The organism is Hymenobacter negativus (assembly GCF_017571495.1).
Classification (GTDB): domain Bacteria; phylum Bacteroidota; class Bacteroidia; order Cytophagales; family Hymenobacteraceae; genus Hymenobacter; species Hymenobacter negativus.
Genome location: NZ_JAGETZ010000003.1, coordinates 234,506 through 258,176, shown reverse-complemented (window position 1 = coordinate 258,176; position 23,671 = coordinate 234,506). Strand labels below are relative to the sequence as shown.

Annotated in this window: 14 protein-coding genes; 9 read left to right on the top strand and 5 right to left on the bottom strand. The window is 60.7% G+C overall.

The window, feature by feature from the left end; translation table 11 throughout:
* Positions 1–110 precede the first annotated feature (110 nt).
* Together J4E00_RS07975 and J4E00_RS07970 are read left to right on the top strand one after the other, a co-directional pair.
* Positions 111–1,112: a hypothetical protein gene (locus tag J4E00_RS07975; RefSeq protein ID WP_208174613.1), complete on the top strand. Its 1,002-nt coding sequence runs from the start codon at positions 111–113 to the stop codon at positions 1,110–1,112.
* Positions 1,113–1,303: 191 nt separating this feature from the next.
* On the top strand, positions 1,304–3,082 hold the full coding sequence (locus J4E00_RS07970; protein WP_208174612.1) for an OmpA family protein: 1,779 nt from the start codon (positions 1,304–1,306) through the stop codon (positions 3,080–3,082).
* A gap of 21 nt (positions 3,083–3,103) precedes the next feature.
* Here J4E00_RS07970 and J4E00_RS07965 read toward each other — a convergent pair whose 3' ends face one another.
* Positions 3,104–4,333: a hypothetical protein gene (locus J4E00_RS07965; protein ID WP_208174611.1), complete on the bottom strand. Its 1,230-nt coding sequence runs from the start codon at positions 4,331–4,333 to the stop codon at positions 3,104–3,106.
* A gap of 176 nt (positions 4,334–4,509) precedes the next feature.
* Between J4E00_RS07965 and J4E00_RS07960 the strand changes: the two genes are divergently transcribed.
* The 3 genes from J4E00_RS07960 (at position 4,510) to J4E00_RS07950 (ending at position 6,595) form a co-directional block, all read left to right on the top strand.
* Positions 4,510–5,283, top strand: a complete 774-nt coding sequence (locus J4E00_RS07960; RefSeq protein WP_208174610.1) for an ABC transporter permease — start codon at positions 4,510–4,512, stop codon at positions 5,281–5,283.
* Between the two features lie 91 nt (positions 5,284–5,374).
* Positions 5,375–6,205, top strand: coding sequence for an ATP-binding cassette domain-containing protein (locus tag J4E00_RS07955; protein WP_208174609.1), 831 nt, complete (start codon positions 5,375–5,377; stop codon positions 6,203–6,205).
* Between the two features lie 159 nt (positions 6,206–6,364).
* Positions 6,365–6,595, top strand: a complete 231-nt coding sequence (locus J4E00_RS07950) for an alpha/beta fold hydrolase (protein WP_208174608.1) — start codon at positions 6,365–6,367, stop codon at positions 6,593–6,595.
* A gap of 176 nt (positions 6,596–6,771) precedes the next feature.
* On the opposite strand, the gene J4E00_RS30230 is transcribed toward J4E00_RS07950, so the two are convergent.
* Positions 6,772–6,963 (bottom strand): NTF2 fold immunity protein, encoded by a 192-nt coding sequence (locus J4E00_RS30230; protein ID WP_410779748.1) that lies wholly within the window; start codon positions 6,961–6,963, stop codon positions 6,772–6,774.
* Between the two features lie 235 nt (positions 6,964–7,198).
* Positions 7,199–7,495 (bottom strand): hypothetical protein, encoded by a 297-nt coding sequence (locus J4E00_RS07940; protein ID WP_208174606.1) that lies wholly within the window; start codon positions 7,493–7,495, stop codon positions 7,199–7,201.
* Positions 7,496–7,576: 81 nt separating this feature from the next.
* Here J4E00_RS07940 and J4E00_RS07935 point away from each other — a divergent pair, with 81 nt between their 5' ends.
* On the top strand, positions 7,577–8,938 hold the full coding sequence (locus J4E00_RS07935) for a sigma-54-dependent transcriptional regulator (RefSeq protein WP_208174605.1): 1,362 nt from the start codon (positions 7,577–7,579) through the stop codon (positions 8,936–8,938).
* A gap of 245 nt (positions 8,939–9,183) precedes the next feature.
* Here the strand turns inward: J4E00_RS07935 and J4E00_RS07930 are convergent, their stop codons facing one another.
* The gene (locus J4E00_RS07930; protein WP_208174604.1) at positions 9,184–12,726 is read right to left on the bottom strand and encodes a PAS domain S-box protein; all 3,543 of its coding nucleotides are present in this window, start codon (positions 12,724–12,726) and stop codon (positions 9,184–9,186) included.
* A 450-nt stretch (positions 12,727–13,176) separates the two neighbouring features.
* On the opposite strand from J4E00_RS07930, the gene J4E00_RS07925 reads away from it, so the two are divergent.
* A complete protein-coding gene (locus J4E00_RS07925; protein ID WP_208174603.1) occupies positions 13,177–14,622 on the top strand; it encodes an ATP-binding protein in 1,446 nt (481 codons plus the stop codon).
* Positions 14,623–14,728: 106 nt separating this feature from the next.
* Here the strand turns inward: J4E00_RS07925 and J4E00_RS07920 are convergent, their stop codons facing one another.
* Positions 14,729–18,865 (bottom strand): cellulose binding domain-containing protein, encoded by a 4,137-nt coding sequence (locus tag J4E00_RS07920; protein WP_208174602.1) that lies wholly within the window; start codon positions 18,863–18,865, stop codon positions 14,729–14,731.
* Between the two features lie 528 nt (positions 18,866–19,393).
* Between J4E00_RS07920 and J4E00_RS07915 the strand changes: the two genes are divergently transcribed.
* On the top strand, positions 19,394–20,104 hold the full coding sequence (locus J4E00_RS07915; RefSeq protein WP_208174601.1) for a hypothetical protein: 711 nt from the start codon (positions 19,394–19,396) through the stop codon (positions 20,102–20,104).
* A gap of 169 nt (positions 20,105–20,273) precedes the next feature.
* Positions 20,274–23,606, top strand: coding sequence for an AsmA-like C-terminal region-containing protein (locus J4E00_RS07910; RefSeq protein ID WP_208174600.1), 3,333 nt, complete (start codon positions 20,274–20,276; stop codon positions 23,604–23,606).
* Positions 23,607–23,671 lie beyond the last annotated feature (65 nt).

The window sequence follows — 23,671 nt, the reverse complement described above, 5'->3', positions numbered from 1 at the left end:
ATTTTTTATTAACATACTACAAATCAACTGCTAGCAAATATTTGATGAAATAATTTCCAATTCGGCATTGGACTTGGCATTAGGTGGAAGTCACTAAACACTTAAACGCCATGAACACCTTCCTTTCTTCTTCCTCTGACCAAGACAACGGCCTGCCCAAGTGGCAGCAGCCGGAAAAAGTCGCCGGCCGCGTGGTCCTCGTGGGGCTGGTGGGTACGGCCGTGTATTTCTGGGGCCAGATTCTGCCCTTCCTCGTCGACATGGTATTTGACACCGTGAAGCTGGGCATCGGGCTCGGCGCGCTGTTCGTGCTGTTTCTGCTGGCCACCAACAAGCGGATTCACGCCGGGCTGTGGTACGCCGGGCAGCGCATCCTCCGCTCGATGGCCGGGATTTTCGTGAACACCGACCCCATCGGCATCATGGAAGACTACATCAAAAACACCGAGAAAGAGGCCCGCAAGATGGACGCCGAGGTCACCAACATTGAAGGGGCGCATGAGCTGGTGAAGCGCAAGCTGGCCGCCAACGCCCAACAGGTGAAGGAGTACCTCGCGCTGGCCGACTCCGCTTCCCGCCAAGGTGAAAAAGATGCCGCCGAAAGCTACGCCTCCCGCGCCGCCCAGATTCAGGACTACAACCAGCGCCTGACGCCCATGGCCACCACCACGGCCAACGTGAGCGTGGTCATGCGCCAGATTCTGAAAGCCGCCATCCGGCAGATTGACAGCAGCAAGTTCAAAGTCAACCTGCTGAAGGACGAGTACCAGTTGGTGAAACGCACCAGCTCGGGCATGCGCGCCGCGATGAACATCCTGCGCGGCGACCCGGACAAGAAGTACTTCTTCGACCTGGCCACCGACCGCGTAGCCGAGGACATGGCCCAGCAGTTGGGTCAGATTAAACAGGCCATGCGCTACTCGCAGGAGTTCGTGAAAGAGATGGACATCCAGAACGGCGTGATGAGCGAGAAAGGCCAGCGCCTGCTCGACAAATACCAGAAGGGCGAGTTCAACGCCGTGCTCCAGGAGCAACCCCAAGCCCAACAATCCCAATCCTTCGCCGCTACTAAAAAAGCTTCCGATGATGCCTATTCTAGCCTGCTTGATTAGCTTTTTGCTGGCCTGCGGCTTGGTCCATCTGCTGTGCTAACTAAGTGCATGACGTTCGAAAAGAACGTCATGCCGAGCGCAGCGAAGCATGATGAACTGCTTGCCCCGCCACCCGCTAATCTACCTCCCCAAAACACCAAAAAACCTTGCGCCCAAAACGGGCGCGCCACCCTCTTTTTGCCCTACCTACAATGACAACCCGCGGTAAAATTTTAATTGGCCTCATCCTCGTGGCCGTCCTGTACTTTGGCATCAACAAGCTGGTTTCCAGTGGTGCCGTGTTTAAGAAAGCAGACACGCAGTCGGTACTGCTCAACTCAATTGAACTGCCCGCGGCCAGCGGTGGCAACCGGGCCAATGTGGTGGTGCCGCTGGCGCCCATGCCCGGCACCGCGCCGGCCGAAAAAGGCACTCCCATAGTGTGGGAAGTAATGGCCTGGAACAGCCAGGTGGCCGGCATGCTGGCCAACGGTGGCCCCCGCTCTACCATGGGCTCGGCCCTGGCCGCCAATGGCCTCGACATGCAGATTGTGCGGCAGGACGACGTGAGCAAGATGCAAGCCGACTTGGTAAAAAATGCCCTAGACCTGCAAAACAACCCCGCCACCCCTGGCCTGATAGTGAGCATCATGGGCGACGGGCTCCCCGGTTTTTCGGCCGTGCAAGCCGAACTGAAAAAGACCGGTACCCAGCTGCAAATCATTCCGTACTCGGTGGGTAAATCCTTCGGCGAAGACAAGCTGATGGGCCCGAAAGAGTGGCTCGACAACCCCAAATCGGCGCTGGGCAAAACCATTGCCTGCTACCTGCGCGACGGCGACCAGAACATTGCCCTGAAGTGGTGCGCCGACAACGGCCTGAAGGTGAACCCCGACGAAACTTCCTACGACCCCGAAGCCGTGAACTTCATGGCCTCCTCCGACTTCCTGGTAGCTGCTGAGAAATACATCCTTGGCAAACCGGAATCGCGCACCAAGGTGGTGAATGGCAAGAACACCGGCGTGAAAGTGGATGTGATAGCCGATGCCGTAGCCACCTGGACGCCCGGCGACGTGAACATTGCCAAACAGCGCGGCGGCCTCGTCAACATCGTGAGCACGAAGGACTACTCCAACCAGATGCCCAACATCATGGTGACTACCAAGCGCTGGTACGATGCCCACCAGAAGGAAGTGCTGGGCCTGATGACGGCCTTCGCCGTGGCCGGCGACCAGGTAAAATCGCACCCCGAAGCCCTGGCCCGCGCCACCGACATTGAAGCCACCGTGTATGGCGACCAGGACAAGCCCGGCGCCTACTGGCTGAAGTATTACAAAGGCGTGAGCGAAGCCGACCGCAATGGCGACGTGGTGGAGCTAGGCGGCAGCAAGGCCTTCAATTTCAGCGACAACCTGAGTCTGTTCGGCCTGGATGAAGGCGGCACTAACATCTACGCTGCCGTGTATAAAACCTTCGGCGATGTGCAAAGCAAGCTGTACCCCAAAGAGCTGCCCAGCTACGTGCCCCTCGACCAGATGCTGGACCTCAAACCCCTGCAACAGCTGCAAGCTCAATACAAAGGCAAAGCTGTGGCCCCGGCCGAAACCCAACAGTTTGCCGCCGGCGAGGAAATCCGCCAGAGCGTGAGCAAGCGCGCCTGGAACATCGAGTTTAACAGCGGCCAGAGCACCTTCACCCCCGCCGCCGAGCACGACCTCAACCAGCTTTTCAACGACCTGGTGGTGGCCGGCCGCCTAAAAGTGGCCGTGCACGGCCACACCGACAACACCGGCGACCCGCAGAAAAACCAGCAACTCAGCGAAGACCGCGCCATGGCGGTGGAGCACTGGCTCGAAGCCAAGAGCCGCAGCGCCTTCCCCGATGGCCGCGTGCAGGTGTACGCCCACGGCGCCTCCGAGCCGGTAGCCAGCAACGCCACCCCCGATGGCAAGGCCAAAAACCGCCGCGTGGAAGTGGTGCTGGGCAACTAATCACCTGACTGAGCAGGGCATTCAAATACCCAGGAATAAGGCCTTGATAAGGTAAGCAATTCCGCTCAGCACCTCAATAGCCAGCAGCCCCACCAGCAGCATTCGCTTCCGCTGCTGGCTGGCATTCGCAGGAGCCCAGCTAAACGATTCCAAGCAAACAAGCCAATGTAGTACATGATTTGCAGCCACAACTTGCCAGATAAAGTTGCCATGCAGCGCCCGGTAGCCGGTTTCATAAATGAGCATGAAAATGCCCAGGCCGGCTATCAGGCTCAGCACCGCAAGCTGGTGGGCGGGCCGCTTCAGCCAATCGGGGCGCAGGCTATACGCTGACACCGGCACTAAAAACGAGCCCGCCATGCAAGCCAGTACCTGCCCGATGCCATAGCCCGGCACAAACGTGTGCCAGCCCGCCGGAAAGCCTACGGCCAGCACCGACGCATCGTGCAGGGTATCCTTGGGATGGTGGTTGGTCCAGGCCAGCTGCCCGGCAACTAGCAAGACAACGGGCAGCAGCACCAGCGTCAACCGAAGCAGCTGGGCTGGCTGAGACCGGAACTTCAGCGCAAACAACAGGGCATAAGCAGGCAGGAAGGCAAACGCGTAGCTGGGCTTGAAAATGCCCCCCACTACCAGTAGCAGGCTCAACAGCAGGTCATCGGACTTGCTGGCTTTGGCAGGCTGTGAAAGGCGGTGGGCCCCACTGGCAAAAGCCAGTACGCTGAAGGGCATCGCACTGAGAATGGTAGAGTTGTGAAACACGTTGGGAGGCAGCATTCCCAGGTACCAATCGGCCGTGTTGAGGGGCAACGGAAACACTAGGCACGAGCAAACGGCAGCCATCAGCCCGGTTACTTTTTGGGTTGCGTCGTCAACAGGGAGTTCTGCCAATGCCCGGCGCTTCAACAAGCCAATACCAGCATAGCTCGAAACGCTAACCAACCCACCCCAGGCTACAGCTACTACCACGACGGCAGTATTCAGCAGCCGCGACAGGTCGCAGGAAAAGCCACTCGCCGCCTGCACCAGCCGGTAAAAGCCAAAGTTGGCGGCCACTGCTCCCTGCCCCAGGCAGGCTTTATAGAGGATGGCAACGTGGGCCTGCACATCGGTAGCCCGCCCCAGCTTCCGAATAAGCACCCAGTAATACCCCGTGGCCAGCGCCATCGTGGCCGCACTCAGCACACCGACCAGCAACCTGAAGTGGCTGTCTGCTTTTTGAGTGAACCAGTTATTCCGCAATAGACGCATTGGAGCTTGAGAGGCAATGGCAGGCTGACCACCAATCGGCAAAAATATTCATTCTGCGCCCGCGCTGGTTTGCGCGGCCCCGCCAGCTGCTTTTGCCGCTACCCTTTGCCTCATCAAAACCCACCCAGCTACCATTCCGCTTCCTTATGCAGGCGGTTCTCAATGTCACCAGCTTTATGAAAACGCTCTTTGCTCCTAATGCCCAGCCCCCTCGCCTCGTGTTTACCTCCATGGTGGCGGCACAAGTGGGGCTGTTGCTACTGCTGTGGCTGTTTTACCCCATGCAGCTCTTCCCCAGCCTGGGCGAAGTTTTCCGCTCCCTCGGCGACCTCATCACCAGCCAGGGCCTAATTCAGGAGCTGTGGGCCAGCATGACGACTGCCCTGCAGGCCCTGGCCGTAGCCACTGTTTTGGCGCTGCTGATTTCCTACCTGACGGCGCTGCCCTTCTTCCGGCCCATTGCCTACGCGGCCAGCAAAATGCGCTACCTGACGCTCACCGGCCTCACGTTTTTTATGGCTCTGATGGTGAGTTCGGGCCACCAAGTGAAGCTGTCGGTGCTCATTTTCGGGGCCACGGTGTATTTGGTGACGGGCATGACGAGCGTGATTCTGACCACGACGCAGGAGGAAATGGACCACGCCCGCACGCTGGGCATGAGCGAGTGGCGCAGCTTCTACGAGGTGGTGGTGCTGGGCAAGCTCGATGAGATGCTCGAGGTCGTGCGCCAGAACTTCGCCATCATCTGGACCATGATTACCCTCGTCGAAACCCTTTACCAGTCCGAAGGCGGCATCGGCCTGCTGCTCTACAAGCAGAACCGCTACCTGCACCTAGATGGCGTACTGGCCATTCAGCTGGTCATTCTGGCCACCGGTGCCGTGCAAGACTATGTGTTTGTGCTGCTGCGGAAAGTGTTTTTCCCCTATTCACAATTGGGAGTAGCGTAGCGTGGACGCTATGAGTCCGCGCATCACCCAGTCAAATCCCCAACATAACCCTCACAGGCGCGGACTCGCAGCGTCCACGCTACCACCCGCCATGACTGCCCACACCTACGCCTATAAAGACCCTATTCTAACCTTGAACAACATTTCCATGTCGTTCCAGGGCGAGCCCATCCTGCGCGACATCAACGCCCAGGTCCTCGACGTGACGCGGCCCAACATGAAACAGGGCCAGGTCGTGGGCTTCTACGGGCGCTCGGGCATCGGCAAATCGGTGCTGTGCCGCATCATGGCGGGGCTCATCCGGCCCAGTAGCGGCACCGTGGAAGTGGGCCAGGCCCAGCAGGCGGTGCTACCTGGTATGGTGGGCTTTGTGCAGCAACGCTACCCGCTGTTCGACCACCGCACCCTGTTCGACAACCTGCTGGTAGCCGCCCAGCGCAAGTATGGCCCCGCCGAGGCCCGCCAGCATGTCAGCACCTACCTCGAACGCTTCGGCCTGACCACCCACGCCCGCAAGTACCCGGCCCTGCTTTCGGGTGGGCAGCGCCAGCGGGCGGCCATCGCCCAGCAGCTGCTCTGCTCCGACCACCTCATCCTGCTCGATGAGCCCTTCTCCGGCCTCGACGTGGCCATGATTGACGAGGTGAAACGCATCATCGTCGAAGTCACAACCATGGACGAGCTGAACACCGTCGTCATCGTCTCGCACGACCTCGTGACCACCACCGCCCTGGCCGACCGCCTCTGGCTGCTGGGCTACGAGCGTGACGCGGCCGGTGCCCTCGTGCCCGGCGCCACCATCAGCGCCCAACACCAGTATAACCTGGCCGAAATGGGCCTGGCCTGGCATCAAAACGTGGAAGCCGAACCCGAATTCGCTCAGTTTGTGGAACACATTAAGGACGAAATTCGGAGAAGTTGAGGCCACGTCCCGTTACTTTAAACAACTTACTTACCGCTTCGTCCGCTGCACCTGTTGCTTGCTCACGCGTTCCGTCATCTACTGTTTTTACTACTGATATTCAGCGACTTGGTGGCGAGCCCGGACCGGGGGCAATAGGTACAGCGGCACTGGATTCGGGTGGCCGATTCCAAGGTGTATGTAGAAGAAAGCGGCACCGACCCAGCTTTGCCGCTTCTGCACGGCGGGATGCTCGGTATGCAGGATACCCTCAGCATCGCCAAGGAGCTGACCCAACGGCTGCCCCACGCGCGCCGAGTCAGCCTCCCCGGCGCCGCGCATCTGCTGAATCTGGAGCAGCCCCGGCGCTTTACGAAGGAGGTGCAGGCGTTTTTACTCGTGCAGCCTTAACCGAACGCACTACCTGCGTTGGTAGCTGGACCGCCGCGGGCTGCTGGGTCGCAAGCGCGCCGCCAGTATAACCTAACCCAGCTCAACTTGGCATGGCATTCCGAAGTTGAAGCCAAACTAGAATTCGCCCGGTTCGGGACCAAGATTAAGGAGGAGATTCGGAGAGTTAGTACAACTCATCTGCCGTGAGTTAACCGAATAACTTGGCTGTTCCGGGCATCCATAATAATCATGAAAGTGCCTCCAACCCAGTCTTCAGGAAGTGTACCTGATACTACCCAATAGTGGTCAATAAGATACCTTTCATAAGGCCGCTGCTTGACGATATTTTCCCTTCCATAAATGCGAAACAAGACAGGTTCAAGCACTTGAATAGCTGTCGAACTATCAGGTATTAATAGCTTGTTTTCAGACACTACATTATGCAGTGATTTGTCTTTGAGCGACTCCTGTAATGCCTGCTTTGCATAAGCTATTCCAAGCTTCGAATGCTTCTTGCTGGTTTGGGAACAACTAGCCAACCCCAGCCCTAACAGGAAAAAAAAGAAGAAACGGTCATCAGTCTTCTCATATAGCTTTTTTTATGAGGTCGCGAAAACGAATTTATCCTTTTCTGCTGCCAGTATTTAGCTCCTTCATATCGAAGAAGCACACGTCGCAAACAAGTTTGATTTTCGCGAAGCTTTCCGATTCTTCGTTCCATTCGCCAACTCGCGTCAGCACTTCATCGCAGGCATTGCACCAAGCGTTGAGTTCGTCGTCTGAATAAATCACGCTTGGGTCAGAAGCGAAGGGCTCGTAAAAGCCCACGGGCGTTTTCAGGTTCAAATGCTGGCAAACGTAGGCCGGGTATCGGTTGCCATGCGTGCTGCATTCTACGCGTTTGCTTTCTTCGCTCATCGAATTGGTGTTTGAGTAAACCTCTTCAAAAGTAGCTGCCCAGGCTGACCGTTCTTTGTCGCCGCAACTTTCCATTTCAATATGCCCACCGGAACACTCCTAATCATCGACGACGAGGCGCGCTTGCGCCAGCTCCTGGCCCAGGTGCTGGAGCTGGAAGGCTACACCGTGCTGCAAGCCCCCGACGCCACCCGCGGCCTGGAGCTGCTGCAGCAACACGCCGACGAGGTGCTGCTGGTGCTGAGTGACGTGAAGCTGCCCGACGGCCACGGCGTGGACCTGCTGCCCCGCTACAAAGCTGCCGCCCCCGATGCCGAAGTGGTGCTGCTCACCGCCTTTGGCACCATTGCCGATGGCGTGAAGGCCATGAAGCTGGGTGCGTTCGACTACCTCACCAAGGGCGACTTTGAGCAACAGCTCGTGGTGGTGGTGGACCGCGCCGCCGAGAAAGCCCGCCTGCGCAAGCGCGTGGCCGAGCTGGAGCGACGCGTGGGCCAGCGCTACACCTTCGAGGCCATGATTGGCGACTCCGCGGAGCTGAAGCGGGTGCAGCAGCTGGCCCGGCAAGTGGCACCCACCGACAGCACCGTACTGCTCGAAGGCCCCACCGGCAGCGGCAAGGAGCTGTTTGCCCAAGCCATCCATCAGGCTAGTGGGCGCAAAGGCAAGAACTTCGTGGCTGTGAACTGCAGCGCCTTCCCCAAGGATTTGCTGGAATCCGAGCTGTTTGGCTACAAGAAAGGCGCCTTCACCGGAGCGCTGACGGACAAGAAAGGGCTGCTGGAAGAAGCCAACGGCGGCACCTTGTTTCTGGACGAAATCGGCGAGCTGGAGCTCAACGTGCAGGCCAAGTTTCTGCGGGTGCTCGAGATGCAGCAGTTCACCAAGCTCGGCGACACCAAGCCCACCAACGTGAACATTCGGATGGTGGCCGCCACCAACCGTAACCTCAAGCAGGAAGCCGCCGAGGGCCGCTTCCGCCCCGATTTATACTACCGCCTTTCGGTGTTCACCATCCAAGTGCCGCCTCTAAAAGACCGGCCCGCCGACGTACCCCCGCTGGCCAACCACTTCCTACAGTACTTCGCGGCCCGGCTCAGCAAGCGCCTGCCCGGCCTCGCGCCCGAAGCCCTGGCCCTGCTTCAACGCTACCCCTGGCCCGGCAATGTGCGCGAGCTGAAAAATGTGCTTGAACGCGCCGCCATCCTCGCCCCACCCGGCGAGCTGTTGGCCGCCGACTTCCTGCCGGATGAGTTCCACGCCCTCGGCCGCCCGCCCCGGCCCGGCACCGATGCTGCCGATGAAAGCCTGCGGGCGCTGGAAGCACGCCACATCGGCAAGCTGATGGGTGAGTTGGAAGGCAACAAGCCGGAGGTAGCCAAGCGCCTGGGCATTGGCCTAACCACGCTGTATCGCAAATTGGAAGAGTACGCCTTGGTGTAGAAGCACAGGAATAAGCAGCACTCCATTCCAATACCCCATTTGCTCCTGCAAACAGCCTAATTGCACGTGCAAAGGGTCCGTTTGCATGTACAAATGGTCTATTTATACATACGATTGGGCTGTTCGCATATTCAAACAACCCAATTGCATATGCAAACGGTCCAGTTGCACATGCAAACGGTCTAGTTGCACATGCAAACGGTCCATTTATACACACAATTGGACCGTTTGCATGTGCAATCAGCTTATTGCGCCGTTAAATTTAGCAGGGCCTGGCAGAGGTCGGCCTCCTCGTAGGGCTTGGTGAGGCAGGCGTCCATACCAGCGGCCAGGTAAGCCGCGCGGTCGCCCTCGAAGGCATTGGCGGTAAGGGCGATGATGGGAATGGTGGCCCGGCCGGTATCGGTATAATGACGAATGGCCGTTGTGACTTCTACCCCGCTCAGGCCGGGCATGCGGATATCGAGCAGGGCCGCATCAAAGGAGTGTTCCTGAAGCTGCGCCAGGGCATCGAGGCCATTGCCAACTGCGGTGACTTGCACGCCCCAGTTTTCGAGCACGGCCACCGCAATGCACTGGTTTACCAGGTTATCTTCGGCCAGCAGCACGCGCAGGTTCTGCAGGCCATCGTAGGAGGGCATGAGCGGCGCGGGGGGCAGGGCAGTAGCTTCGACTGCACGGGGCAAAGCCAGCTGGAACGAGAACGTGGTGCCGCGGCCCAGCTCGCTGCACATGCGCAGCGTGCCACCCATCTGGTGCACCAGCTGCCCGCTGATGGAGAGCCCCAGGCCCGTACCGCCGAAGCGCAGGCTGGTTTCGTGGTTGGCCTGGGCAAAGGCATCGAAAACATGTAGCTGCGCTTCGGGCGCAATACCAATGCCCGTGTCCTGCACCCAAAAGCGGAGCAACAGCCGCTCCGGCGTGGTATCAATCACCTCGGCGCCAAGCCGGACGCTGCCCTGCTCCGTGAACTTGATGGCATTTGAGAGCAGGTTGAGCAGCACCTGGTGCAGCCGGTAGGCATCGCCCACCACGCGGGTTGCGGTGGTGCTCAGGGGGGCTATTTCCAGACGCAGCCCTTTCTCGGCGGCCAGCGCGGCCACCGTGTGCCCGGCCCCTTGCAGCGCCAGGGCCAGGTCGAACGCCTCGTGGTTGAGCTGCAGGTGCTGGGTGGTGATTTTGGCCATGTCCAGCACGTCGTTGATGAGGGCCAGCAGGTGTTTGCCAGCGTGCTGCATGGTGTTCAGGTATTCCTGCTGCGTGGCGGTCAGCACTGTTTTCTGCAGCAAGCCCGCCATGCCCAGCACCCCGTTCAGGGGCGTGCGGATTTCGTGGCTCATGCGTGCCAGAAAAGCTTCCTTGGCCAAGGCATTTTCTTCGGCCTGGCACTTGGCCTGCTGCAGGGCTTTCTGAGCCAGGTAGCCATCCGTCACGTCATAGCCCGAGGCCACAACGTAGGGCGTATGGCCTTCTTCCGATACCTGATAGGTATAGTATTGCAGGTAGCGCCGCTCGCCGGAGCGGGTGCGCACGGTCATCACCCGCGACTGCGACTGCATGGGCCGGCCCGCGTCCAGATAGGCCTGCATGGCCGCGTGGTGTTCCGGGGCCAGGGAATCGTGCAGTGGCCGGCCCACCAGCTGGGCCGCCGTGGTGTCCAACAGCTTCTCAATGGCCGGATTCACCGACAGCACTATGCCCTGCAGGTCGTGCGTGCATATCAGGGCCTGGGAATAGTAAACCAGGTCATGGTACTGCTTTTCGCGGCGCTCCAGCTCGTGGCGCGCATTTTTCACATCCGTGATGTCGGTGGCAATGGTGAGGATGCCCAGCTGCCCGTCGGCGCGGCGCAAGGGCCGCTTGTGCACCTGGAAATACAGGGTTTCGCCGGTCATCAGCGTGAACGGCATTTCCCGGATTACGGCTTCCAGTGTGCTGCGCACCAAGCTATTTAACTCCTTCATCTGCCTCATTTCGGCCTGCACCGCTTCCGGGGCACCCACGGCTTGCCAGTGCTGGCTATGCGCCATGATGGTCCCGAAGGCCTGGTTGGAAAACGACACGCTGTCGTCGGGGTCCACCATGTAGAGCACATTGGGCAGGGCATCCAGAATCTGCCGCACAAAAGCCTGCTGCACCTGGAGCATTCCCTGCACCTGCTGCTGGAGCTTTTCGGCGGTGTAGCGGGCGGTGATGTCGATGCCGGAGCCTACCACCAGGCGCAATGTGCCATCGGCGTTGTACACGGGCCGCAGCTGGCGCACTATCAGCTGGGGCCGGTTCTGGCGGTCGGTGCGCATTTCTTCCCACGTCACATCGGAGCGGGTGCGCACGGCCAGGTCAAAGTACTGCTGCCGCTGTTCGGCAATGCCATTGGGGTGCTGCCCGGGCCGCATCGCCAAGTATTCCTGGCTGGTTAGCCCCACTATTTGCTGGCGCAGAATGGGGTCCGAGATGGAGGAAGGATTGACGAACAGGAAACGGTGCCCGGCATCAAACACCGCTACATCAACCGGGAGCAGGTTCAGAATAGCTTCGTAGAACTCCTGTTGCGCCACCATCTTTTCCTCGCTCTGCTTCCGCTCTGTGATGTCGATGCCGGAGCAGATTACCAGGGTGCGACCATCGCCGGCTACAATGGGCTGGTAGCACCCCAGGAAGTTTCGGGGCTCCCCTTCCCGCATATGCACTTCCTCCCACTCCACCTCGTGCTGCTCTCGCAGCGCTTGGGCAAAAATGGCGGCGCGGCGCGCCATCAGGGCGGCGGGGCGCTGCCGGCGGGCACCTGCTTCATCGCTGGTTTTGCCAATCATCCAGGCACGAATACCAGGGTCGTGCTCCACCGCCGGATTCACAAACAGGTAGCGGTGCTCGGTATTGAACACGGCCACGGCCGTGGGCACGTGCTCCAAGATGCTTTCGTAAAAGGCTTGCTGGCTGACCAGTGACTGCTCGGCTTTGTAGCGCTCCGTAATGTTGGTGAGGTAGAGGGTAGCGTAATTTTGGCCAGGCACGGCCACGACCGTGAACAGATAGTGCTCGCCGGCCACGGCCAGCGCCTGCTGATACTGCCGGGGCGATTGCAGGGCGGCTCGCACCAGCGCCACCAGCTGCTGTTTCAGACCTAGCTCATTGTGGGCCAGGGCTTGCAGCAGCGGTGCGGCCGCGGCATTGGCCGACACGACTTCGGCGGTGGCCGTGAGCCGCAGAATGGGGTTGGGATTTTGTTCGGGAATGTAGGAGAGCGTACGAATCTCGGCCTCGCGGCGGTGGCGCTCGGTCACGTCGCGGTAGCAAATCAGGCGGCCGGCCCGCGCCGTATCCAGCACCAGGTAGTCCAGCTCCAGCATTCGCCCATCGGCGAGGGCAAACTCCTGCTGCAGTACGGTTTGACCAGCCGCATGCAGCGCCCGGGCCTGGTCCGTGAATGCGGCCGGGTTGAGAAATGCATTGTCGATATACACCGCCGAATAGGGTACCGGCGGCCCACCCTGGTCGGGGCCAGCTACGGCCGGTAGCCCAAACAGCTCCCAGAAATGCTGGTTGACGAACTGAATCTGCCCTTCTTCATCCACCAGCACCAGGCCCACCCGCAGGTTTTGGACCAGAGCGGAGAGCTGCTTTTGTTGGCGTTGCGCGTGGCTGGTGGTGGTGGCCAGCTGCTGTTCGAGGGCTGCTAGGCGGGACAGGGCGGCATCTCGCTCCGCTTCTGCCTGTCGGCAACGGGTTTGTTCGGCGCGAAGCTGCGTGGCGCAATCAGAATCAGGATAAAAGGCGGCGGGTGACATAGCGAAGGGGCACCGGTGAAGCAGCTAATGGGCGAATAGGAATAGCAGTAATCTGTTGCTTCTGGAAAATAATCAGCACGACTAAATACGACAAATTTCAGCATTTTTTTCTGACCAGCTTATGCATAACACACATTAGGTCAATATAATCAATACTTTCCACATTATTGTCCTACCACTAGATAGCGGTAAGCTGTAATACCGATAATCAAGCACCGATTAATCAGACAGCACTGCCGAAAAGGTATGCTATAGCTTTAGCCCCAGTTACACCATCCCAGCCCGATTCGCTGATTGAAATAGCTGCGCAGCCGAATGCTTTCGCAACCATCTGCGGCGCACTCCCTTTCCGCGAGCCCAACCAGCTTCCCAACTGCTATTAGCCTACAGCGCCCGCTCTGCCGCCCCAGTGCCCGCAGGCAAGGCCGCAACCGACTCTTTTTTCCTGCTATGTCCCTCAAACTGAAAATTCGCCTGAGTGTTTTCCTGCTGCTGCTGCTGCTGCTGGGCCTGGGTGGCTATGCGTTTTTCACCATCAACTACCTCGAAAAGGGTGCTCACGGCATCGAGCAGCACGATTTCAACATGGCACGCACCACGGTGCTGGCCTTTCTAGGAGCAGGCACGGCAGTGGGCATTACCATGATGGTGCGGCTGCCGCGCATTGTGGTGCGCCCGCTGCGCCGCTTGAGTGTGGACATGGAGCGTGTGACCGGGCCCGGCCCCGCTACCCGCGTTGCGGTGGGCCGGCGCGACGAAGTGGGCACCATTGCCGCGGCCGTCAACCGCGTGCTGAGCCAAGCCCAGGACGAGCGCCGCATCACCCTGGCCGAGCTCTTTACGGAACGCAACCGCATGGAAAGCCTGGTGAAAAGCCTCGACGAAGGCCTGCTGCTGCTGGATGAGCAACGCACCATCGTGCTGGCCAATCCGGTGGCCTGCGACCTACTGGGCCTGCCCCAACAGCAATTGCTGGGCAAATCGGCCGATGCTGTGGCTGCCACCAACGAGCTGCTGCGCGACCTGCTGGTGCCCCTGGCCCAGGCCAACCTGGCCGGCGATGCAGTGCCCGACCCCATATTCACATTCCCCCACAAGGGCGATGCGCCGCACTACCAACTCAGCATCAGCCCCATTGAAACGCTTGACCACGCCAACAAGCGCACGCCCGCCGGCCACATCTTCTGCCTGCGCAACGTGTCGGATTTCAAGAAGCTGGACGAAGTGAAATCGACCTTCCTGGCCACGATTTCGCACGAGCTGAAAACGCCGCTGGCCAGCATCAAGCTCAGCCTGATGCTGCTGCAAAACCCGCGCACTTCCGACACCGAGCGCCAGACCCTGGCTGCTGGCATCGGCGAGGAAACCCAGCGCCTGCTCCAAATGGTGGGCCAGCTCATCGAAGTATCGCGGCTTGATGCGGGTGCTGGCATCAAGCTCAACGTGCAGCCCGTGCGGCTGGCAGAAGTCATCGGCTACGCCACCCAAACCGTGCAGCCGCAGCTGCAGGACAAGCAGATTCAGCTCGATGTGCAGCTGCCCGACACCCTACCTTCTGCCCAAGGCGACGTGGAAAAAACCACCTGGGTGCTTATCAACCTACTGTCTAATGCCATCCGCTACTCACCGCCGGGCGCGCCGCTGGTCATCCGGGCCATGCAGTGGGGCGAGATGGTGCGCGTGAGCGTGGAGGACTGCGGGCCCGGCATCCCGGTCGAATTTCACAAGCGCATATTCCAGCGGTTTGCGGGCGTGCCGGGCCAGGGCGGCCAGGGCAGCTCCGGGCTAGGCCTGAGCATCTCGCGGGAGTTTATCGATGCGCAAGCCGGCAAACTTTGGGTGGAGAGCCAGCCGGGCATGGGCAGTCGGTTTTTGTTTACGCTGCCCGTAGCATGAGGCTTCCTTTACCGAACCAGATGGAGGCCCACCCGCGGCCCACCAGAAATAAAAAAGGCCCCGAAGCAATGCTCCGGGGCCTTTTCATACCCAATAAATCCGAAATCTACTCCTTCAGCAGACGCACCACGGTGCTTTGGTCACCAGCGGTTACTTTGAGCAGGTACACGCCGGGGCGCAGGTTGGCTACGGGCAGGAGCTGGCGCTGGCCTTCAACCACCGAGGCAAGGCGCTGCGTGAGCTTGGGCGTACCCTGGAAGTCCATGAGCACTACTTGCACGGGCTGGCCGGCCACGCCCGAGATTTCTACCTCGGCCTGGCTACCGGTTACGGGGTTGCCCAGCACGGCAACCTGCAGCTTGTCGGCGGGCTGGGTGGCAGCGGCCGTTTGACGAGCGGCGGTAGTAGTGGGCTCAACGCCGTACACGAGCTGGCCCTGGTAGTAGACCGTGACGTGGTTGTTCTCGGCCAGCGGGCCGGCGGCCACATACGAATAGTCATTGGCCTGGTTGAAGCTGGACCAGTCGGCCTTGTGGGCTTGTAGCAGGGCTTCGCCGGTGTTGGCGTAAGGCGCGAGTTGGCCCAGCGTGGGCGAGAAGCGCAGCTCCAGGTAGGTTTCGGAACCCTGCTGGCCAGGCGTCAGCGTAGTGTTGCTGGCACCGATTGGAGAATAGTTGACGGCGCTGGCCAGCGGCGATGTGCCCTCGGGGTTCAGCCAGTAGCGCACGCTCAGGTCCTCATATGCCACGGGCACGTTGCTAAGGTTGCTCACTTGCAGGCCCAGCTGCAGGGCATTGGTGCTGACGCCAACACTACGATTTTCGCTAAAGCCTTTGAAAGCCAGCGTGGCGACTACCTGCGCGGACGGCTCCGTGCCCGCTACGAGCACCCCGTTGCGGTACACGCCGATGTTCGCATTCGGCAAGAACGAGGCGTTGGTGGCGTAGGAATAGTCGTTGGTTTCGTCAAAATTGCCCCAGCTCGGCTGGTGAAGCGTCGACACGATAGGGCCTGAATTGCTTCCGCCCGTCAGGTTACCGGCGCCGGGCTGGAAGGAATATTCCACGTAGCCGTAGGCACCTTGCAGCATGGTGGTCATGGGCACATAGCGCAGGCCTACCGAATTGGTACCCAACTGCGCCCAGTTTACTGCGCCCACCAGAGCGCTGGAGGTTTCGGGGGTCAGCCAGTAGCGCACCGTCAGCTCCTGGTAGGGCACGGCGGCGGTGCCGTCGTTCACCAGTTCCAGGCTGATGCCCAAATTGTTGTCGCTGGGGTTTGCGGCATCGGCGTTCTGGTAAAGGGCCTTCACCAGCAGCGGCGCAATGGTCAGGGTTTGGCTCACCGGGGTAGCGGCGGCGTAGGTTGCGTTGCCGGGCTGGGTGGCCGTGATGGTCACGGTGCCGGCTTTCAGCAGCTGCAAGGTGCCGTTGCTGAAGGTGGCCACGGTGTTGTCGGAGCTGGTGTAGGTGATGGGTAGGCCGGAATCGGACGTCGCGCCCAGGGTCACGTTGGCGTCGCCCACCAAGTGGCTGGGCAGCGCGGCGAAGGTGATGGTTTGCTTGGTTTTCATCAGCTCCGTGATTTCGGCCGGGCTCAGGGCGTAGTTGTACACGCGCAGCTCGTCGAGGGCGCCGCGGTACGGGGCGGGAGCATTGGCGGTACTCAGGAATTCCAGTTCGCCGATGTTGCCCACGATGAGGTCGCTGGCTTCGCCAATGCCCAAGGCTTTGGTGGTCATTTCCTTCACCAGCACCCCATTCATGTACACCTGAATTTTTTTGGTGGCCACGTTGCGCAGGGCCACTACGTGCACCCACTGGCCGGTGAAGAAGGGCGCGCCGGCAATTTGCAACTCGTCCTTGTTCTTGTCATCGTCAATGGCAAAACGGAGCTGCTTGTTCTTGAACTCGATGTTGAAGCGCTTGCCCGTGGCCCCGGTTGTGGCGTTGCGGGTAATGGAGCCCTTGCAGAGCAGGTAGGCGCTGGTGAGGTTGTCCTGCGGCAGCTGAGCAGCTCCCGCCTTCATCCAGAACGCCAGCGAGAACGAGCTTTGGTCCAAGTAAAGCTGGTCCTGGTGCGGGATGCTTACCACGTAGCGGTTCTGGTCGGCGGTAGCGAAGTCGAGGGCGTTGTTCACCTTGCCGGGCACCCGAATGCTCTGGTCGTCGTCATCGAGGCCCAGCACGCCGTTGTTGGCAAAAGTCGACTGGTCAATAATCTGGGTGCCGTCGGAGGCCGTTTCATCAAAGCCCCAATGGCCCACCAGCTGTGGGATAATATTGCCCAGCGTGCGGAACGACCAGTCCGGCCCCGTCACGGTGCCCTTGGCATTGGTGGCGTCGATGCGCCAGTAGTAGGGCGTGTTGGCGCTCAGCCCGCTCACTGTGTAGGTGGGCGCGGCGGCGTAGGGCACATCGGCTAGCTTGGTGAGGGCAGACGGGTCGGGGCCGAAGTACACGGCGAACGAGGTGGTATTGGTGCTGCCGGTCCACTTCAGGGCCAGCGTGCCATTGGTCAGCTCAGCGTATTGGAAGGCGTCGGTGGGTGTGGGCGTGGCGGCCACGGCCGGGGCCGAGGGCAACGCCGGCGTCTTCACCGTGGCCACGCCGCTGTAGGCCGAAGCCTCGGTGCCGGTAATAGCCTTCAGGCGGTAGTAATACGTGGTGTTGGGCAGCAGGCCCGCATCGGTGTAAGTGGTGGCGTTAGCGGCCGGATGAAACACGTCGGCGTACGTCGTGCCATCGGTCGAGCGCTCCAGCACGAAGTAGCTTTCGTTGGGCGAATTATCGGCCCAGGTAAGCACTATCTGGCTGGCGGGCACGGGCACTTCCACGGTGCTGGCGGCCAGCTGCACGTTGGACGGAGGCCGCACGAAGTTCGGCGCGGGAGTATTCGTCAGCGAGTTGACATACACTTCCAGGTTGAGGTAGCTGGGTTCGGTGGTGCTGGCGGCTACGGCATCGGCCGCACTGTTTTTGTCGAGGCCGTGGGCGTCTTCCCAGGCGTCGGGCATGCCGTCGTGGTCGGTATCGAGGGGCGCGGGCGCGCTGAACACGTCGCCAAGGCCGCCGTTGGAGAAAGGCAGGTCGGTTTCGTTGTATACGTAGTAGCCCTGGGTACCTTTCGAGCGCACTTCGTCAATCAGCAGCCCATCCACCTGGTCGCGGCGCGGGTAGTTGACGCCGGCATTGTCGATGACGTATTGGTAGGCCTGCGTGGCCGTCATGGCCGGATTAGCGGCTGGGTAGGCAAAGGGCTGGGTGCGGAAGCCCGGCCCCACAATGCCGGGGTAGCCCACGGTATCATAAGGCACGGGTGCACCGTCGAGCACGCCGTTGCGGTTGTTATCGAAGTAATTGCCGCTGCCAAACAGGTTGAACGTGCCGGTGCCGCGCACGAAGGGCGTGGTTTGGGCCGGTGGCGTGAGCGGACCGCCCACAAAGTAGTTGTTGATGATGTTGACTTCCGACACGCCCGCCGAGCCGCCCATGATGTAGGCTTCGCCCGACCAGCCGTAGTTTGGGGTAGCCCCTAGGCGGTTGCCGTTGCCCCAGTCGTACACCACGTTGTTCACAAACTCGTTGATGCCCTTCACCTTGGGGTTACGGGTCTTGTTGCTGATGTAGAGGTTTTGCAGCAGGCTTACCTTACCGCCATCGGGCGTCTGAATCAGGCCGCCAGCCGAGTGGTTGTCGCGGTGCAGGCCCTGCCCAATGATGGAATTCTGCACCGTGATGTTATCCGGCGCGGTGCCTTTGCCGTCCCAGTTGATGGAGAAAACCTCGTCCATGCCCCAGGAAAAGGACATGTGGTCAAGAATCATGTTCGAGCCATTGGCCAGGCCGGAGGCGTCGTTGCCCTTGTTGTTGGTCGAACCCAGCCGCACCCGCAGGTAGCGGCAAATGGTGTTATTGGAGCCCGTGAACGTGATGCGTTTGTTGAAAAACACAATGCCGTCGCCGGGGGCCGTCTGACCGGCCACGGTCACGTTGGGGGCCACCTGCACGTTGCTTTGCAGCGTCACGATGCCACCCACGGCAAAGGTCACGAAGCGCCCCGGCTGGCTCACCGCGTCGCGGAACGAGCCCGGCCCGCTGTCGTTGAGGTTGGTGACGATGTAGACGCTCGGGCTGGCCGCGCCACGCGCGCCGGTGGCGAAGCGCCCAAAGCCGCCGGCGCCCGGGAAGGCCACGGTTTGAGCCGCCACGGGGGCCGCCGCGGCCAGGCCCAGCGCTGCCATAAAACAATATTTACTAAGAAGTTGTGTCCTCATAAAAGAAACGGGTGGGGTTGGAAAAAGATGAGAAAAGCCGCGCAAAAGGTTGGAGGAACCGGACAAAGGCGTTCCGGCCAGCCCCTTGTTGTGGGGCAGGAAAACAGCTTGGATACAGCGGAATCAGGGCCCTAAACGGGCGGGGCAGCAACGCGGGAAGTAATCCCCGCTCCTACCGGCTGCGGCGGACACGGAAATGAGCGGGTCTGGCCAACGGCAAGCAAGCCCCAACTCTCTTTTTGCCAGTGCAGTAGCAGTAGATTCATGTAGCGGGTGGAAGGAGCCGAACAGGAAGGAATGGCTCAAAAGTATTTTGCTTGTAAGTCCACACTCACCTGCTCCTTCCTGCTTTTGCCAAATAAAATTCCGGCATTATCTACTTTGCTTCCAGTTGGACACTTGCAGGAAGTGGGTCACTGACGTTTCGGTTGTTTGCCGCCGTTACCCGTAAACCCAACCGTATCCACGGCCTTATTGGCTTTATTCCCAGATTTCATGTCAACCATCCAACCCACGTTCACTGTTGAACGCCTGACCTTCTCTACGCTAACCGAGCTACCGAACACCTGGCAAAACCAGGACTACAAAGCGCTGCTCACTAAGATGGAATATGAAAACCCGGAGGAGCTAAAGGAAACTGAGCTAAAGGAGATGTGCCTCATGTCGTTCACCGACCTGGAGCCGCGCGAGGCCGCCGAAATCGTCCTTGGCTATCTGTTTCCCGAAGAGCTGAACGCCGGCCAGATTGCCAACCTGGCCCACCAGATGCTGACGGAGAAGCTCTGGGAGGAAAACCCCGAGCTGCCGCTGCACAAGGGCTTCTACCAAGCTACGCAATTGCTGCACGATGCCTACAACGGCACCTTTCCAGCCACTAAAGCCGTGGAGTTTCAAGTGAAATGCACGCCCGCAAACCCTGTTGATTTGGCCGTATTTGATGTTGAGCCGGCTGCGGCGCTGGTGCGCCTGCTGGCCCCCGGCCTGCCGGACAATGCCCTCATCAACCGGCTGTTCTCTTCGCAGCTGGAAGGCAACTCTTTTGAAGAAGCGAAATCAATGCTCTGGCAATTGACCACCAAGGATAAAACCGCCGATTCCATCACCTTCGATGTGGTCAGCTCGGCCTACTGGCTGGAGGATTTTAAGTACGCTGACACCTACGAGGCCCCCACGCACGCCGACACACCTGCTGTGGAGGAAGCATAAGCGCAAGTATTATTAGCCCGCCCTGGCTATCAGGCTGCCTGACAGGCGGAGCGGGCTCATGAGCGCAGGGCTGAAAACCTTCGGTTCCCGCCTCACTGGCATACATAGGCGGATTTTTCCCGTATGCTGGGCTACTTTGGCTCCCTGGCACAGTGCGCACCCGGCAATTATGAAGTTCTTTACCTGGCAACGAGTATTAGCATCGGTGGTGCTGCTGGGCTTGCTGGGGGTATCCGTAGCCGTGTGGATGCTGGGGAGTGCCTACGGCCGGCGCATTGTGGCGCAGAAGCTGCGCCGCGCCCTCACGCACAATTCGGAGCTGGTGCTGGCGCCCTTTCGGGTGGAGCTGTCGCCCTGGCGCGACTTTCCGCACCTCACGGCCTCGGTGCAGCACCTAGCGCTGACCGATACTTCGTTTCACAAGTCGGTACCCGTGCTCCGTGTGGGGCGGGCCGACCTGCGCGTAGAACTCCTGAGCCTGCTGCGCGGCCGGGTGGAGGTAAAGCGACTGGTCATCAACGATGTTGAATTTCGGGAACGCACCGACTCATCGGGCCATTCCTGGGGCCTGCGCGGCAAGCGCCGCAAGGGCACTAGTGAGGCTCCGGCCATGAACATGGTGTTGGAGGAGTTGATTGTCAACAATTTTCGCATCAGCACCCGGAATGCGTACTCGCGCAGTGCCTTTGGGGCCTCGGCGCGGCAGGCGCGGCTCACGGCCCGGCTGCGCAAAGGCGTGCTGCGCGTGGCCGGCACCATTGACGGCGAATTGAACTACCTGCGCACCAAGGCCGGCACTTTGTTTGAGCGCGAGCCGGTGCAGGCCTGGGTGAACTACACCTACCGCTTCGAGAAACGCGAGGGCCACCTTTGGAACACCCGCGCCACCCTCAACGGCGACACCATTGCCGTGCGCGGTACCCACCGCGTGGACCCCAGCCAGCCGGTGGGTACCATTATGAACCTGAAATTTGTGGGCAACCAGCCACTGACTGACGTGCTGCGCGCCGCCCTTCCGCCCCGCTTGGAACCCTACCTGGCCGGGGCCGTGAGCACCAGCAAAGCCCATATTCACTACACCATCTCGGGGCTGAGCGGGCCAAAGGTGAGCCCGCGCAACGTGCTCACCTTTGGGCTGCGCAACGCCAACCTGCAGTGGCCCGACTCGGCCCGGCGCATCAGCCACTGGGATTTGCAGGGCAGCTACGACAACGGCCCGCTGCACCGCCCCAAGTCGACGGTACTCACCCTGCAGCATTGCCGCATTAACTCCCCGGCTGGGCAGCTCGACGTTGTCCTAACGCTCCGGAATTTTACCCGGCCATTCGTAGATGGGCAGTTTCGGGGGCGCACCACGCTGCCCGAGCTGGCTGCGATGGTATCGCCCGGCCGCTGGCGGGCGCGCAATGGGCTGGCTGACCTCAATGTGCACGTACGGGGCCTGCTGCCGCCACGCCCTGGCCAGCCTGGTTACGGGCAGGTGCAGAAAAACCTATCTATGCGCGGCACCGTCACGCTGCGCGATGCCTCCTTCCTACTGCCCGTGCGCGGGGCCGACCTGGCCGACCTGAATGTAAACGTAGGCCTCAACGACAGCCTCTGGCAGCTCTCCAACGCCTCGGGCATTCTGAATGGCATGCGCTTTCGGGCCTCGGCCACCACTACCTACCTCCTCGATTACCTCACCGACCTACACCCCACGGCCAGCATCAGCGGGCAGTTTGCCGTGGATGAGCTGCGCGTTGCCCAGCTGCGCAACCTGATGCGGCCAGTGCCCCGCACTGCCAGCGAGGGCTTTGCCCTTAATAACAAACGCCCGCAGCGCACCCGCGTCCCGCGCAACAAAGCCCAGCTGGCCGCTACCCTAGGCAGCAATTTAATTCCGCCGGGCCTGCTGCTGAATGTGGACCTGCGCTGCCAGCGCCTACTACTGGCCACCGATACCCTGAGCGACCTGGCGGTGACCGTGCACCACGACGGCCAGCAGGTGCAGCTGCTCAACCTGGCCGGCCGGGTGTGGGGCGGTGATGTGCGCGGCAGCATGGCCTGGCCCACCGACTCGGCCAACCGGGTGGCCCCGGTGCAATACGAGCTCGGCGTACATTTCCGGACCCTCGACTACGAGCAGCTAAAGGCGCGGCTTTCGCGCCCCGCGCAGCTGGCCATGCAGCCCAATGCGCCCCGCGGCCGGGCGCGTAGGGCGCGGGGCCAGGGAGTAGCGGTGCCTGCGCTGCGCGACTTGCTGCTGGCCGCCAATGGCCGGCTCGACCTTCAGATTGACCGCATCATCCTCCCCGAAGACGAGAGCATGGCCGAAGTGCAGCTGCGGCTGGTTAAAACCACTTCCCTGCTGCGCATGCCCTACCTGCGCTTCCGCACGCCGGAGGGCGGCTACGGCGATGCCTCCGGCACGGCCCAGATTGAAAGCCTGCGCCTGACCGCCGCCGATGCCGACCTGACCCTGCGCTACAAAACGCTCGACGTGCAGCGCCTGCTGGGCCTTATTGCCAGCCTCACCACGCCCAGCGACTCGGTGCTGACTGCCCGTACCGAGGCACGGGCCAAGCGCCGCGCCACCCGCCGCGCCGAGCGGGTGATGGCGGCGCCGGACCACAACCCTTCGCTGTTTTCCAATGGCACCCTGAGCGCCGTACTGCGCGTGGAAGCCAACGACGTGCATTACGGAGCCATTCGGGGCAGCCAGTTCCGGCTGGTATCGCATTTGCTCGATGGCCAGGCCCGCATCGACAACTGTACCGTGGATGCCTTGCAGGGCCACCTCAGCCTGAGCGGCCGCATGCTGAGCACCGCCAATAAGGCCCACCACCCCACCCGCGTGCAGCTCCAAATGCTGGATGTGCAGCTGCCGGCGCTGTTTGCAGCTACCTCGGCTATGGGCCTCAACCTGTTGGGCCCCGACAACGTGCGCGGCAGCCTGCGCGGCGTGATGGACGTGCGCACCGACCTCGACGCCACCTTTCTGCCCCGCCTGCCCCAAACCGTGGGCTACCTCAAAACTGATTTCCGCGACCTGGAGCTGCTGAATGTGGAAGTCCTCATGGAAGCGCTGAAATTTATGAAGGCCGACCGTACCGGTCACCTGTTTTTCGAGCCGTTCAGCAGCGAGTTTGTGCTGAACCGCAACCAGCTGCTCATTCCCAAGCTGCGCCTGAACAGCAACCTCAGCAACCTGGAGGTGAGCGGCACCTACGGCCTGGGGCCCGTGGGCGCAACCAACTTGTTTATTGGTCTCAAGCCCTTTCAGGCCCTGTTTGGCAATAACGAGAAGCGTATCGAACGCATTCAGAACGGCGAGCAGATGAGCAATTCCAAGGGCAAGCTCACTTACCTAAACCTGCATCGCGCCGGGCCGGGCGAGAAATACAAAGTGAAGCTTTTCCAGAAAGAGGAGCAGCGCCAGGCCGAAGCCGGCCTTCGCCAGCAGCTCCACAGCCTCTTCCTCACCCAGCGCCTCGATACCACCGTGCGCGTGCAACCATGAGCCAGGCGCAACCTGCGACCCACGCTAGTGCGTAAGCGGAGCAGTTCTTCCTTTTTCTCTCTCGC

What these genes read in the sequence shown, in the direction of transcription:
- J4E00_RS07910 (WP_208174600.1), top strand. Translation starts at nt 20,274, where the DNA reads ATGAAGTTCTTTACCTGGCAACGAGTATTAGCATCGGTGGTGCTGCTG.
- J4E00_RS07915 (WP_208174601.1), top strand. Translation starts at nt 19,394, where the DNA reads ATGTCAACCATCCAACCCACGTTCACTGTTGAACGCCTGACCTTCTCT.
- J4E00_RS07975 (WP_208174613.1), top strand. Translation starts at nt 111, where the DNA reads ATGAACACCTTCCTTTCTTCTTCCTCTGACCAAGACAACGGCCTGCCC.
- J4E00_RS07930 (WP_208174604.1), bottom strand. Translation starts at nt 12,726, where the DNA reads ATGTCACCCGCCGCCTTTTATCCTGATTCTGATTGCGCCACGCAGCTT.
- J4E00_RS07940 (WP_208174606.1), bottom strand. Translation starts at nt 7,495, where the DNA reads ATGAGCGAAGAAAGCAAACGCGTAGAATGCAGCACGCATGGCAACCGA.
- J4E00_RS07955 (WP_208174609.1), top strand. Translation starts at nt 5,375, where the DNA reads ATGACTGCCCACACCTACGCCTATAAAGACCCTATTCTAACCTTGAAC.
- J4E00_RS07965 (WP_208174611.1), bottom strand. Translation starts at nt 4,333, where the DNA reads ATGCGTCTATTGCGGAATAACTGGTTCACTCAAAAAGCAGACAGCCAC.
- J4E00_RS07935 (WP_208174605.1), top strand. Translation starts at nt 7,577, where the DNA reads ATGCCCACCGGAACACTCCTAATCATCGACGACGAGGCGCGCTTGCGC.
- J4E00_RS07970 (WP_208174612.1), top strand. Translation starts at nt 1,304, where the DNA reads ATGACAACCCGCGGTAAAATTTTAATTGGCCTCATCCTCGTGGCCGTC.
- J4E00_RS07960 (WP_208174610.1), top strand. Translation starts at nt 4,510, where the DNA reads ATGAAAACGCTCTTTGCTCCTAATGCCCAGCCCCCTCGCCTCGTGTTT.
- J4E00_RS07925 (WP_208174603.1), top strand. Translation starts at nt 13,177, where the DNA reads ATGTCCCTCAAACTGAAAATTCGCCTGAGTGTTTTCCTGCTGCTGCTG.
- J4E00_RS07920 (WP_208174602.1), bottom strand. Translation starts at nt 18,865, where the DNA reads ATGGCAGCGCTGGGCCTGGCCGCGGCGGCCCCCGTGGCGGCTCAAACC.